Below are 13912 nucleotides of genomic sequence, written 5' to 3' on the forward strand. Positions count from 1 at the left end.
AACAAATTCAAATAAAATCGTTAAAAATGGCTTAATTTCAGCACTGCAACTTAATTTTTCCACCTTGCTGGTATATGATAGCCGCCTAAATATATGCTAATGACATAAAACAGTAAGTACAGCTCTATGAGAAGGTACTTGTTGTCATTTTGATTGCAATGGCGAGTCAATCAACCGCTTCTCTAGGAGACAGACTATTATTTCCAAGCTTTTTCAATTTTGTCGACAAATTATCGGCCCGAATGCCAGTGCCGAAGATGTCGCAATCAGCAGTGAACCGTTGGTGATCCCTCGAGGTGAGCATGGTATTTCTCGCAAACAATTTAGCCCAAATGCAATCAAAGTACTCTATCGCCTAAAAGATGGTGGCTATGATGCCTACTTAGTTGGTGGTTGCATTCGCGATGTATTGTTAGGTCAACAACCCAAAGATTTTGATGTTGTAACCAATGCAACCCCTGAGCAAGTTAAAAAACTGTTTCGTAACTGCCGTTTAATTGGCCGCCGCTTTCGTTTAGCGCACATTGTTTTTGGTCGTGAGATTATTGAAGTGGCCACCATGCGCGGCCATCACGAAGCACAAGAAGACAAAAATCAAATTAGCCAATCAAGCGAACATGGGCAGCTACTTCGCGACAACGTATTTGGCAGCATTGAAGAAGATGCCGAGCGTCGTGATTTCTCAATCAATGCCTTATATTACTCAATCAATGATTTTTGTATTTATGATTACGCCAATGGTTTAGCGGCCATAAAGGCAAAACAAATTGAGTTAATTGGCGATCCTGAAACGCGCTACCGTGAAGACCCAGTACGTATGCTTCGCGCGGTGCGCTTTGCCACTAAACTCGATATGCAAATAGCACCTGCAAGCGAAAAGCCAATAACCGCTTTAGCTAGTTTGCTTGATAACATTCCACCGGCACGTTTGTTTGAAGAAATACTTAAGTTATTTTTAAATGGTAAAGCACAGCAAAACTTTTTAATGTTGCGTCAGTACGGTTTATTTAAATCGTTATTCCCAGAGCTTGACCGCATTTTAGATAAAAATCCAGGCGGACTCGAAGAAACCTTCATCAAACAAATGTTTGCAAACACAGATATTCGTATTAATGCAGAGAAAAAAGTCACCCCTGCGTTTGTATTTGCAGCGTTACTGTGGTTTCCATTGGTTGAACGTACTGAAAAAATTAGACGTCAAGAACAACTGCCTGAATACGATGCCTTTGCCCAAGCAATGAATAAAGTACTGAGTGAAAATGCTCAGCACATCGCTGTACCAAAACGCTTTACGTTAGGCGCCCGTGATATTTGGCATATTCAACAACGTTTAGACAAACGTGCAGGCCAACGTGCTTATCGCTTAACACAGCAGCCTCGTTTTAAAGCCGCTTACGACTTTTTATTACTACGTGTTGATGCTGGTGAAACTGAGCATACGGCACTTGCACAGTGGTGGACACAGTACTTAGGCCAAGATATTAATGGTCAAAAAGAAATGGTGCGGGAGCTCGGTCATCAAGGTGGACCAAAACCACGTAAACGACCTCGTCGCCGTACCACTAAAAAACCAACTGAGTAAATAATGCAACGTGTCTATTTAGGCTTAGGTGCCAACCTTAATACACCTAAAAAACAACTTGATAATGCCATTATTGCGCTTAAGAGTTTGCCAAACAGCGAATTTTTAGCTTGTTCGCATTATTATGCGAGCAAGCCTATGGGGCCACAAGATCAACCCGATTATGTGAACGCAGTTGCCTGTATCAATACCTTCCTACAGCCAGAGCAGTTACTTGATTTAACGCAAGCCATAGAGCTGGAGCATGGTAGAGTCAGAAAGGCTGAGCGCTGGGGTGCACGCACACTAGATATTGATATTTTATTATTTGGTGAGCAGGTTATAAATACTAAACGTTTAACGGTGCCTCATTACGGGTTAAACGAGAGAGAATTTGTTGTTTACCCGCTGCAAGAAATTGCACCCGAACTTATTTTACCAAGCGGCGCATCTATCAAACAGATAGCAAATAACCTACCGCTTAACGACTTACAACAATTACCGCTGTAATTAACTAAGACCACTGTCTGCGAGAATATTATGTCTAAAATAACCGTTTCAACTTTGAATAAAATGAAGGCTGAAAGTAATAAAATCACTGCGTTAACAGCTTATGATGCCAGTTTTGCTAAGTTATTTCATGATAATGGCGTTGAAGTTGTTTTAGTCGGTGATTCTTTGGGTATGGTATTACAAGGTGGCGATGACACACTCGCTGTGACAAACCAAGAAATTGCGTACCATACTCGCTGTGTTCGCGCTGGAAGCCGTGACCTATTTGTTATTGCCGACCTACCGTTTATGACCTATGCAAATCCAAATGATGCCTGTAAAAATGCCGCAGAGCTGATGCGCGCAGGTGCTAATATGATCAAGCTTGAAGGGGGTGAATGGCTGCATGACAGCATTAAGTCACTCACTCAACAAGGCATTCCGGTGTGTGGTCATTTAGGGCTTACGCCACAATCTGTGCACGTATTCGGTGGCTTTAAAATCCAAGGCCGTGAAGAAGCACAAGCGCAAAAAATTATTGCCGATGCAAAAGCGCTAGAAGCAGCGGGTGCTCAACTACTCGTGCTTGAGTGTATTCCAAGTGCCTTAGCAAAACGTGTGACTGAGTCACTCAGTATTCCAACTATCGGGATTGGTGCAGGTAATGCGACCGATGGTCAAATTTTGGTTATGCACGATTTAGTCGGCATTTCTGCAGGCTATATACCTAAATTCTCAAAAAACTTTTTACTCGAAACAGGCAACATGCCTGCCGCTGTTAAAAAGTATTGTAACGATGTTAAAAGTGGCGTATTCCCAAGCGCTGAACACGAGTTTAAATAATGCAGTCAATCACTGAAATTAAATCATTACGCAGTCAAATAAGAGCCTGGCGCCAAGCAGGATTAAGTGTGGCACTAGTACCGACAATGGGCAATTTGCACCGCGGTCATTTTTCATTGGTCGAAAAAGCAAAAACACTGGCCGACAAAGTCGTTGTTAGTATTTTTGTTAACCCGATGCAATTTGGCGCTAACGAAGATTTAGACAGTTATCCGCGTACTTTAAATGCCGATAAACAAGGTTTAGCTGATATTGAAACGGATATTTTGTTTATTCCTAGTGTAGAGGCTATTTACCCTAATGGCTTAGGCGCACAAAGTTTTGTTGATGTACCAGGTATTTCCATGGGCTATTGCGGTGGCTCACGTCCTGGTCATTTTAAAGGTGTTGCGACTATTGTTACTAAGCTGTTTAATTTGGTACAACCTGATTACGCCTGCTTTGGTGAAAAAGACTTTCAGCAGCTGCAAGTTGTAAAAACAATGGCCAAAGATTTATCAATACCAGTGGAGATTATTGGTGTGCCCACCATGCGTGAAGTTAACGGCCTTGCCATGAGCTCACGTAATGGGTATTTATCAAGTGATGAAAAGCAAACCGCCACTATTTTATTTAACACATTAAAGCACTGCGCGCAGCAACTGAAAAGTGGCAACAAAAATTTTAGTTCACTTGAAGCCGATGCTAAAGCTAGATTAGAAAGCGCAGGTTTAACACCAGATTATTTTTCGATAGCTCAACGAGATACATTAAAAGCTGCTACACTCGAAGACACACGATTTGTTATTTTAGCTGCCGCCTTTTTAGGTAGTGTTAGATTAATCGACAATATACAAGTTGAAGTTTAATACTGGTGTAGCTCTATTTTAAGGATAAGCATGAAAACCTTTATAAAAACTGCTCTTGTGGCTTTTTCGTTTGCAGCACTTGCAGGATGTCAAAGCCAGCCAGGTAACCCAGAGCTCAACCAATGTGCTCAACAAAACTATCAGTGCGAAACCAGTTGTGAACAACAAACAACCACAGATAGTCTTAAATCACAGGTTTGCTCATCTAAATGCACAGAAGCTTATAATCAATGTAAAGTACAAGCTGAAAACTTAGGTAAGGCTGATTAGGGTCTTATATGGACTCCCCGAAAATGTCAAAAAGAAAAAGTTAAAATAAATTTAGATGCTAGCTTATATACGGGCTCAAATTGAGGAGCTACCTCTGGCCTCTTATGTATTCGCACCTTCATGACTTTTCTGTTGAGCAGTTTATGAAACTTCAGACCCTAACAGTCTATTGAAGGTTGGTCTTACCTATTTTAAGCGCTCTTTTTTGACAAATTTTAAGCCGCAAGTAATTTCGGCTGATATTCTTTATTATGCTTTTGCATTGCAAAAGCCGTTCTTATCGTTTTATTCGCTAAAGCAATCGCTGCTACTTTTTTCCTCGACGTTCGGTTAATGCTTTTAACCATACATCTTTTCACTGCGACTTTCTCTTTTTCTAGTTGGGAAACAACAGCTAATGCACCTTTAAACAAAGCACTTCGCAGCTTCTTATTTCCTATCACTTTAGATATCGAGCCTATTTTTCTTTACCACCACTGCTATGTTGTACAGGTGTCAAACCAAAGCAAGCGGCGGCTTCTCGACCACTTTTGAAATGTGTCGCATCACCTAGTGCTATTTTTATCAAGACTGCACAGACTGGACCGACTCCCTCCAAGGCTTGTAAGCGATTACAGGTTTTATCTTCTTTAACTATTTCATGCAGTTGTTTTTCAATCTGCTTTGCTTCTTCAATTGTCTCTTTAAAGCGTTGAAAAAGGAGGTCAATTGAAAAGCGAAATGAGGATGTTAAACTATTTTCTGCGTCTTCTAGTATCTCTGGTATAGCGCGAATTAATGGGGTATCACCTTGAGCTATTGGGTACCCTAACTCCAAAAGCAAACCTCTGAGTTGGTTACTTAAACTTACTTTTTGTTTGACCAATAAATCACGCATACATTCAATGCCTTGCAGGCATTGCTCCTGCACTGAAAGTAATCGGCTTTCTTTAATATGAGGCTGGCGAGCGGTAACAGAAATAGCCAGCGCATCATTAGCATCTGTTTTTTGTCCTTGACGAAACGCTGACCAGCTTGTTTAGCAAAGCGTGCCCAATAATGTGTTCCGCCACACGACTCCATAGCAACTAAAGATTGCTTCTCTTTAATTAATAATTCTTTAAGTTTAGCTCTTGTGATTGCTTTGTTATAAATAACGTTTCCATTTTTATCTGTTTTACAAACCTGGAATAAATTTTTTGCTAAATCAATTGCGATTACATTACAATCAAACATGTATGGGCTCCTTGGTAAAAGTTTAGTTGCTTATTACGTTACTCCTGAGGGAAGTGGGAGTCCATACATCTGTTGACCTTTCAAGGTTAAATTTGCAGCAGTTTGTTTGGTATTTAGGCAAGGCAGAGCCTATGTGGTGTGGTTATTCCCCATAAATAGGCGATAACGCAGCATCAATGCCAAACAGGCGCTGCCCTTCGGGTTCTGCCTAGGAGCGATTTACTCTTTGTTGCGGGGCGTGAGCAGGACGCGGAAGCTTTGCTCGGTTTTTACTTAGCCCACTAGGTTACAAACCTCTTGGGGCGATTAAACCGCTCCTAGTTTGAACAAATTTTAATCCGAAAAGGTCAACAGACTCTAATACCAATCGGCATAAATTATAAAAACAAAAAAACCGCTTAATAAGCGGTTTTTTTATTATTTGCTTTTGCTATTTATTTTAAGCCTAGCTTTTTCAACTCAAACTCAACTAACTTTGCAGATAGTGGTACATAGCCATCTTTTTCTACAATTTTTTGGCCAACATTAGAAAGTATCATTTTTAAAAATTCAGCTTCAACTGGACCCAGTGGTTTATTTGGGTGCTTGTTAACATAAACATATAAAAAGCGTGATAGCGGGTATTTACCTTGCGCTACGTTTTCAAGTGTCGCATCAACAAAATTAGTGCCTTTATTAGCCAATGGTACTGTACGTACACCTGAAGTTGTGTAACCAATGCCTGAATAACCGATTGCATTTAACGATGATGAGATTGACTGAACAACAGAAGCTGATCCCGGTTGCTCATTCACGTTGTTACGAAAATCACCTTTACATAGTGCTTTCTTTTTAAAGTAACCATAAGTACCAGATACCGAGTTACGTCCGTATAGTTGTACATCTTTATTGGCCCAGTCGCCTTCTAGACCCAAATCGCTCCAACGATTTACTTGCTCTGGTGCGCCACATTTACGTGTTGATGAGAAAATAGCATCAACTTGGTCAATACGAAGACCTTCAATCGGGTTATCTTTATGAACAAACACTGCTAATGCGTCAATCGCTACACGCACTTCTGTTGGTTTGTAACCAAAACGCTTTTCAAATGCCTCAATCTCTTTTGATTTCATGGCGCGGCTCATTGGACCTAAATTTGCCGTACCTTCTGTTAGTGCCGGGGGTGCAGTAGAGGAACCTGCAGCTTGAATTTGAATATTTACATTTGGGTAAATACGCTTATATTCTTCAGCCCAAAAGGTCATCATGTTAGCTAAAGTATCAGACCCTACCGATGAAAAATTACCTGATACACCGCTAATTTTTTGATACTCAGGCATACCGTCTTCTAATGCGACTGCTTGCGCAGAAACAAATGTTGTAACAGCCACACCCATTGCGGCAACTAAGTTTTTAAATTTCATTGTGGGGTTCTCCAGTTTGTTCGTCCCATTTCCTAACTGCGGTTCACTCTAAAGTGAGTGCATGACAATCATATGACTATTAAGTTACACTTTTATGACTACCTATTTTATGCGACTCTAGAGGTAAGGTAGTGATGATCTTATCGCTTGAAAATACAAAAGAAAAACAAGACCCTTTGCCAAGTTCACTGTGAATTTTTAATTGACTACCATGGCGAGTAAGCACATGTTTGGTAATTGCTAAACCTAAGCCTGAGCCTCCTGTGGTTCGACTTCTGGCTTTATCAACTCGATAAAAGCGCTCAGTTAAACGATTAATATGCTCTGGCGCAATCCCATCACCATTGTCGATGACACTAAAGCAGGCCTGTTCATTTTCATGTTGCCAGTTCACCTCTATTCTACCGCCTGGTTTAGTGTAATGAATGGCATTAAACACTAGATTCGAAAACGCACTTCTTAACTCATCTTCTGCGCCAGCAATATCAAGTGATGCATCAACGTTAAAAATAAGGTGATGAGCTTTATCTTGATTTATAGACTGAGCTTCAGTTTCAATCAGTTTAAGTAACTGCGGAACATTTACAGGCTTATCTTTACTATGACGTTTCGCGCCTTCTATGCGCGATAACGATAATAACTGATTAACCAAGCTATCCATACGTTTACATTGTTCTAGCATGGTATTTTGTGCTTTATTCCACATTGCAGGCGGAGGGAGTGAATCGCTATCGAGCATTTCAAGGTAACCGGTAACAACCGTTAAAGGGGTTCTGAGCTCATGAGATACATTAGCAACAAAGTCTTTACGCATCTGCTCAAGTTGTTTTAAACGAGTCACATCACGCACTACAACTAATAATTGAGTCTTCGCGTAAGGCATCACTCTAAACTCAAGAATTTGCTCAACACTGTGGCCACTTTCGAGCTCCAATGCATCACTAAACTCTTTACGGCGCATATATTTAGCAAATTTAGGATCGCGAATTAAGTTATCTAGACGCTGACCATGATCAACAGGCCATTGTAACCCCAGCACCTTTAATGCAAGTTGATTACACCACACTATTGATAAATCGTTTTGCAGTACAACAACGGCATCGGGCACTGCTTCTGCACCATCACGAAAGCGGCGTATTAGCTCTGCCAATTCGTTACGCTTTTTACGATTACGATGTTGTAGCTGATAGATACCTTCAAACACTTGCTCCCACGACCCTTCACCTTCAGGCGGATTAAAGCTGCGCTGGTTGTGTAACCAGTCACTTAAGCGATAAAGTTGATGGTAATGCCATATCAATAACGAAAAAGCGCCCAAAAACAACATCAAAAATGGAGCACCTATAAGCACCCCAATTAAAAGTAAAGGTATAAAATAGACAAACAGCCGCTTTGTTAGCGCCCGCTTGTTAATAACTCGATACATACACGCTCTTTACCTTATAAACTAGCAGTTAGTTTGACTGAGCTAGGCTAATAGATTACGACTTACTTAGCACACTATAATTTACTCGAAAAGCGATAGCCTGCCCCGCGTACCGTTTGTACTAAGCGATCATGTCCAAGCGTAGCAATCGCTTTACGCAAACGACGAATATGCACATCGACGGTTCTATCCTCAACATACACATTAGTGCCCCATACATGATCAAGTAATTGCTCACGGCTGTAAACACGCTCTGGGTGAGTCATAAAAAAGTGTAACAGTCTAAATTCAGTTGGCCCCATATCAAGTTCGTTGCCTCCTGAGGTAACACGATGCGAAATAGGATCTAAGCGTAAGCCATGCACTTCAATGGCTTCCTCTAGTGAGGTAGGAGCAACACGGCGAATTACCGCTTTAATACGCGCCATTAGTTCTTTAGGTGAAAACGGCTTGGTAACATAATCATCAGCACCGACTTCTAAACCGCGAATTTTATCTTCTTCTTCACCGCGGGCCGTCAGCATAATAATAGGGATTTGGCGTGTATGTTCATTTTGTTTGAATTTTTTAGCGATTTGAATCCCGCTACCACCCGGTAGCATCCAATCAAGTAACACCATATCTGGGTAAGGCTCAACCATTGCGGCTATTGCAGAGTCATAATCTTCTGCTTCAATGGCTTGAAAGCCATTTTGTTCTAAAACAAAAACCAACATTTCCCTGATAGGTGCTTCATCATCAACGACTAATACTTTACGTGACATTCCAATTTATCTCTTAGGCTATTGAGTAGGTTTCATTATTATGACTAAGTATGACATTTTTATTAAAGTGTAACGTCTAAATTAAAATGAATGTAAAAAAAGCACAAAAAAATGAAAAAAAATTGAATATGTCATATTTTTATCATCTTGAGCAGTTCATAAAAAAGTGGTTTGCAGAAAAGTGGGTCATCATTAAAGGCACTATTTATGATATTAACTTGGGATCATCAAATTACTAACTAGCAGCTATTTTGAGGCTTAATAATAAAAAGTCGGCACCTGCTAAGCACTATTTAGATCAGGTTTATTATGATCTTAAATACAAGGATCAGAGTTTTATCAAGCAGATCCCTTTTCGGATCACTATCTTACCTACTAACATAGCTAAACCAATGATTTACTGTGTGATTTTTATCCATTCATTATGATATTCGACACTTAAAAGTACAAAATGCGTCACTTTAAACCCTTCACTTAGTAAAGTAATGATCCCAGATAAGGTTAGTTAGTAATCGAGTGATCCCAGATTTATCTGGTAAGTAAAATACTGATCCCCTCAGATCAAAAAAGCCAGTGCGTAAGCAACTGGCTTTTTATAATGAGTGCGAGAGTATCGCAGTTATTGGCTCATTATTTTATTTTTGGGTTTAACTCACCACTTAAGTATTTAAGATGCATTTCATCGAGTGAAATTGGCTTAATTTTACTTGCTTGACCTGCAGTACCAAACGCTTCATAACGGGCAATACAAATATCAGTCATGGCGTGTGTTGCAGCGGCTAAAAACTTACGTGGGTCGAAATTAGATGGGTTCATTGCTAAGTGACGGCGAATTGCACCAGTAGAGGCTAAGCGTAAGTCAGTATCAATGTTTACTTTACGCACACCGTACTTGATCCCCTCAACGATTTGCTCAACTGGGACACCGTAAGTTTCAGGAATTTCGCCACCGTATTGGTTAATCACTTCTAACCACTCTTGTGGAACAGAAGATGAACCATGCATAACTAAGTGGGTGTTTGGAATACGCGCATGAATTTCTTTGATACGATCAATGGCTAAAATATCATCGGTTGGTGGGCGGGTAAATTTGTAAGCACCGTGTGATGTACCACAAGCAATCGCCAGTGCATCAACGTGGGTTTTATTTACAAAATCAGCCGCTTCTTCTGGATTTGTTAGCATTTGCTCTGTGGTTAATTTACCTTCAGCGCCAACACCGTCTTCTTCACCTGCTTCACCGGTTTCAAGTGAACCTAATACACCTAGCTCACCCTCAACTGATACACCACATGCGTGTGCCATTTCAACAGTTTTACGTGTCACATCAACGTTGTAATCGTAGCTTGACGGAGTTTTACCATCGCTCATTAATGAGCCATCCATCATCACAGATGAAAAACCTAACTGAATTGAACGTTGACATACACCCGGTGATGTACCGTGATCCTGATGCATAACCACAGGGATATGTGGCCACTCTTCAACTGCCGCTAAAATCATATGACGAATAAAAGGTGCACCGGCATACGCACGTGCGCCCGCAGAACCTTGTACAATAACAGGGCTGTTTGTTTTATCAGCCGCTTCCATGATTGCACGCATTTGCTCTTGGTTATTTACATTAAACGCGGGTACACCGTAACCATGCTCAGCGGCATGATCCAGAAGTTGTCGCATACTGATTAAAGCCATTGGGTATTCTCCAATTTATCGATAGTCATTTGACTACCTAGTTTGAACGGATTTGTTAGTTTGGTGCAATAACTGCACCTCGAACCTTAAAGCTCAACGCCTAAAATTCGAATTAAATAACTAATAAATAAAAGTGAGAGGTATTTATCAGTTAAGTGTAGCAGATGCAGACACGCCACATCTGCCTAACGGCTAGCTAATACTTAACGTATTACTTAGCACGTGATTCTAGCATAGCTACTGCTGGTAGCTTTTTACCTTCTAAAAACTCTAAGAAAGCACCACCACCGGTAGAAATATACGATACTTTGTCACTAATGCCGTATTTATCAATTGCGGCTAAAGTATCACCACCGCCTGCAATTGAAAACGCTTTTGAATCAGCAATCGCTTGTGCAATAGCACGTGTGCCATTACCGAACTGATCAAATTCAAAAACACCGACTGGGCCATTCCATACAACGGTGCCCGCATTAGCAATAATTTTTGCAAGTGTGTTTGCTGTATCAGGACCAATATCAAAAATCATATCGTCGCTGGTGACTTCGCTTACATCTTTAAGTGTTGCCACGGCTGATTCTGAAAACTCATTACCCACAACAACATCAGTCGGTACCGGAATTTCACCATTGTTAGCTTTTGCTGCTGCACATAAGCGATTGGCTTCGTCCATTAAATCAGCCTCATAAAGCGACTTACCAACAGGGTGACCTGCAGCAGCAATAAAGGTATTCGCAATACCACCACCGGTAACAAGTTGGTCAACAATTTTAGATAACGAATCGAGCACCGTTAATTTAGTTGACACTTTAGAGCCACCTACAATCGCCACTAGCGGGCGTGCTGGGTTATCAAGCGCTTTTCCTAGTGCTTCAAGCTCCGCCGATAATAATGGACCGGCACACGCCACATCAGCAAATAAACCCACACCATGGGTCGATGCTTGCGCACGATGCGCAGTACCAAAGGCATCCATTACGTAAACGTCACATAATGCAGCTAATTGCTTTGATAATGCTTCGTCGTCATTTTTCTCGCCTTTATTAAAACGCACGTTTTCAAAAACAACCACTTCATTATCTGCAACATCAACGCCGTTTAGGTAATCTTTTTCTAGGCGTACTGTTTGCTCAAGTGCATCATTTAAGTAATCAACAACCGGAGCCAATGAAAACTCGTCTTCGTATTGTCCTTCCGTTGGGCGGCCAAGGTGTGACATCACCATCACTTTTGCGCCTTTTTCTAGTGCAAGTTTGATAGTAGGTAACGCAGCACGAATACGTGCATCTGACGTCACTTTACCTGCTTTAACGGGTACATTTAAATCTTCACGAATTAATACACGCTTGCCGTTTAAATCTAAATCTGCCATTTTTATGACCGACATGAATATCTCCTTAGTTAACGATACTAAACCTAAAAATACGTTTTAAATATTACTTAAATGCCATCATAGCACGTGCGGTATCGAGCATGCGATTTGCAAACCCCCACTCATTGTCGCACCAGACTAATAACTTTATCAGTCGTTTATGACTAACACGTGTCTGGGTGCCATCTATAATACAAGAATGTGGGTCATGGTTAAAATCAACCGATACCAATGGCTCTTCGGTGTAACTTAAAATACCTTCAAGACGATCTTTGGCTTGTGCTTTAAGTGCATTATTAACCGCACTTAAATCAACATCTGCATTCACCGTGACACTTAAATCCATCGCCGTCACATTAATAGTCGGTACACGCACAGCAATGGCCTCAAAGCGGCCTTTAAATTTAGGTAAAATACGGTCAATACCCCGAGCTAATTTTGTATCTACAGGAATAATAGACTGGCTAGCAGCACGGGTACGACGTAAATCATGATGATACGCATCAATCACTTGCTGATCGTTCATTGACGCATGAATAGTAGTAATAGCGCCTGACTCAATACCAAACGCATCATCAAGTACCTTGATAACAGGGACGATACAGTTAGTTGTACACGAGCCATTAGAAACTATTGTGTGATCGCGCTTAAGCTCATCGTCATTAATACCGTAAACAATAGTGGCATCAACATCATTATCCGCAGGATGTGAAAACAGCACCTTTTTTGCGCCCGCAGTCAAATGTAATTGCGCGTGTTCACGCGAGTGATAAACACCCGTACATTCAAGCACCACATCAACATCTAAAGTTTGCCAAGGCAGTTCAACGGGGTTTTGTTCACAAAATAACGCAATAGTATCATTTGCAACACGAATAGTGTCTTCGCCCAATGTGACAGGAAAAGCAAAACGACCATGAGAGGTGTCGTATTTTAATAAATGGGCAATAGCATCAGGATCGGCTAGTTCATTAATTGCCACAATTTTGATCTCGTCGCTTAAGCCTGATTCGTATAGTGCACGGACAATATTTCGACCAATACGACCAAAACCATTAATTGCAAGTTTGATTGCCATGAAATATAAAATCCACTCTAGTTACGTACAGAGAAAGGCAGCGTCGCCTTTTAGATGGCGGTATTGTAATCGACCTTGCTTGTGATTATAAGAGCCAAGCATTAGAAACTTTAAATTAACGCCATAATCAACACGCAATGCGCTTTTACTTTTAGCTCGGCTAATAGGTATTTGCGGTATTTGCTATTTTAGTTTTAAATCGAACACCACGTTTATTGATGCTTTAACGCTTATTTTTGCGCCTAAATATTGCTGCTGCGTAAATGGGCTCTCGTTATTTCTAGCAGCCATGCTATTTCTGTGGCTAGATAAAATAATGTGCTTAACACCGCCCGCGTCATAATCGTAATCAGCACTGCTGGAATATGAACTAACACTGTAAACCTTGCCAAGTTCAGCACCAAAAGCCTGAGCGAGCTTATTTCCCTTCGCTTTTGCGTTATCGATTGCTAATTGTGTCGCCTCTGCCTCTAACTGCGTGGCCTTGGAGGATAAACCATTAATTTTTTTGATATTGTCTATTTTTAAACTTTGAGCAAAATCAATAAATTCATCGACTTTTTTAATATCTTTTAATGTGACTTTAACTGTTTTCAGGGCTAAATACTTATCGCCTGAAACAGTCCCAGATTCTGTACCAATCATAGTGTATACCTTGCTTTTTAAACCAGATATATAAACGTCGTCTTGGCCAAAACCGTATTTGTCTGATTGTTCAAGTAGCAAGCTAATCCGGCCATCAAGCTCACGTTTAGCCTCAAGTAATGTATCTTCAGTGCTTTTTACTTCAAATATAATTTGAGCCATATCTGGCTCAACAAATACCTCAGCTGACCCCTGCACTGCAATATGACGATTAGCTGGCACGCTTGAATTAGCGAAAGAAATAAGTGGAAATAAGATTAGAAAAATACTGGTGATGAGTTTCATGTTCGTTCCTTGAAT

General features: G+C 40.7%; 15 protein-coding genes. 5 read left to right on the plus strand and 10 right to left on the minus strand.

Annotation, left to right across the window (positions count from 1 at the left end):
* Positions 1-283: 283 nt before the first annotated feature.
* The 5 genes from pcnB to KG708_RS08510 are packed head-to-tail and all read left to right on the plus strand — an operon-like array spanning position 284 to position 4014.
* Positions 284-1582, plus strand: a complete 1299-nt coding sequence (gene pcnB, locus KG708_RS08490; protein WP_213608958.1) for a polynucleotide adenylyltransferase PcnB — start codon at positions 284-286, stop codon at positions 1580-1582.
* 3 nt (positions 1583-1585) lie between these two features.
* Positions 1586-2071, plus strand: a complete 486-nt coding sequence (gene folK / locus KG708_RS08495; protein ID WP_213608959.1) for a 2-amino-4-hydroxy-6-hydroxymethyldihydropteridine diphosphokinase — start codon at positions 1586-1588, stop codon at positions 2069-2071.
* A gap of 30 nt (positions 2072-2101) precedes the next feature.
* The gene (gene panB, locus KG708_RS08500; RefSeq protein ID WP_213608960.1) at positions 2102-2896 is read left to right on the plus strand and encodes a 3-methyl-2-oxobutanoate hydroxymethyltransferase; all 795 of its coding nucleotides are present in this window, start codon (positions 2102-2104) and stop codon (positions 2894-2896) included.
* Positions 2896-3744 (plus strand): pantoate--beta-alanine ligase, encoded by an 849-nt coding sequence (panC, locus tag KG708_RS08505; RefSeq protein WP_213608961.1) that lies wholly within the window; start codon positions 2896-2898, stop codon positions 3742-3744. The genes panB and panC overlap by 1 nt, the downstream gene beginning before the upstream one ends.
* A gap of 30 nt (positions 3745-3774) precedes the next feature.
* Positions 3775-4014 (plus strand): hypothetical protein, encoded by a 240-nt coding sequence (locus KG708_RS08510; RefSeq protein WP_213608962.1) that lies wholly within the window; start codon positions 3775-3777, stop codon positions 4012-4014.
* Positions 4015-4229: 215 nt separating this feature from the next.
* Here the strand turns inward: KG708_RS08510 and KG708_RS08515 are convergent, their stop codons facing one another.
* The 10 genes from KG708_RS08515 to KG708_RS08555 form a co-directional block, all read right to left on the minus strand.
* A complete protein-coding gene (locus KG708_RS08515) occupies positions 4230-4457 on the minus strand; it encodes a hypothetical protein (protein WP_213608963.1) in 228 nt (75 codons plus the stop codon).
* Between the two features lie 14 nt (positions 4458-4471).
* Entirely contained in the window at positions 4472-4975 is a 504-nt protein-coding gene (locus tag KG708_RS08520; RefSeq protein WP_366513597.1) for a transposase, read from the minus strand.
* Entirely contained in the window at positions 4861-5229 is a 369-nt protein-coding gene (locus KG708_RS17825) for a hypothetical protein (RefSeq protein ID WP_366513589.1), read from the minus strand. The genes KG708_RS08520 and KG708_RS17825 overlap by 115 nt, the downstream gene beginning before the upstream one ends.
* A 434-nt stretch (positions 5230-5663) precedes the next feature.
* Positions 5664-6632, minus strand: a complete 969-nt coding sequence (locus tag KG708_RS08525) for a phosphate ABC transporter substrate-binding protein PstS family protein (RefSeq protein WP_213608964.1) — start codon at positions 6630-6632, stop codon at positions 5664-5666.
* A 79-nt stretch (positions 6633-6711) separates the two neighbouring features.
* Entirely contained in the window at positions 6712-8058 is a 1347-nt protein-coding gene (gene phoR / locus KG708_RS08530) for a phosphate regulon sensor histidine kinase PhoR (protein WP_213608965.1), read from the minus strand.
* Positions 8059-8132: 74 nt separating this feature from the next.
* Positions 8133-8822, minus strand: coding sequence for a phosphate regulon transcriptional regulator PhoB (gene phoB / locus KG708_RS08535; RefSeq protein ID WP_213608966.1), 690 nt, complete (start codon positions 8820-8822; stop codon positions 8133-8135).
* A 630-nt stretch (positions 8823-9452) separates the two neighbouring features.
* Positions 9453-10517, minus strand: coding sequence for a class II fructose-bisphosphate aldolase (fba, locus tag KG708_RS08540; protein WP_213608967.1), 1065 nt, complete (start codon positions 10515-10517; stop codon positions 9453-9455).
* A gap of 211 nt (positions 10518-10728) precedes the next feature.
* Complete coding sequence (locus KG708_RS08545; RefSeq protein WP_213608968.1) at positions 10729-11904, minus strand: phosphoglycerate kinase; 1176 nt, start codon at positions 11902-11904, stop codon at positions 10729-10731.
* Positions 11905-11953: 49 nt separating this feature from the next.
* Positions 11954-12967, minus strand: a complete 1014-nt coding sequence (gene epd / locus KG708_RS08550; protein WP_213608969.1) for an erythrose-4-phosphate dehydrogenase — start codon at positions 12965-12967, stop codon at positions 11954-11956.
* A gap of 183 nt (positions 12968-13150) precedes the next feature.
* Positions 13151-13897: an SIMPL domain-containing protein gene (locus KG708_RS08555; protein ID WP_213608970.1), complete on the minus strand. Its 747-nt coding sequence runs from the start codon at positions 13895-13897 to the stop codon at positions 13151-13153.
* Positions 13898-13912 lie beyond the last annotated feature (15 nt).

It is taken from the genome of Pseudoalteromonas sp., from assembly GCF_018402495.1.
Classification (GTDB): domain Bacteria; phylum Pseudomonadota; class Gammaproteobacteria; order Enterobacterales; family Alteromonadaceae; genus Pseudoalteromonas.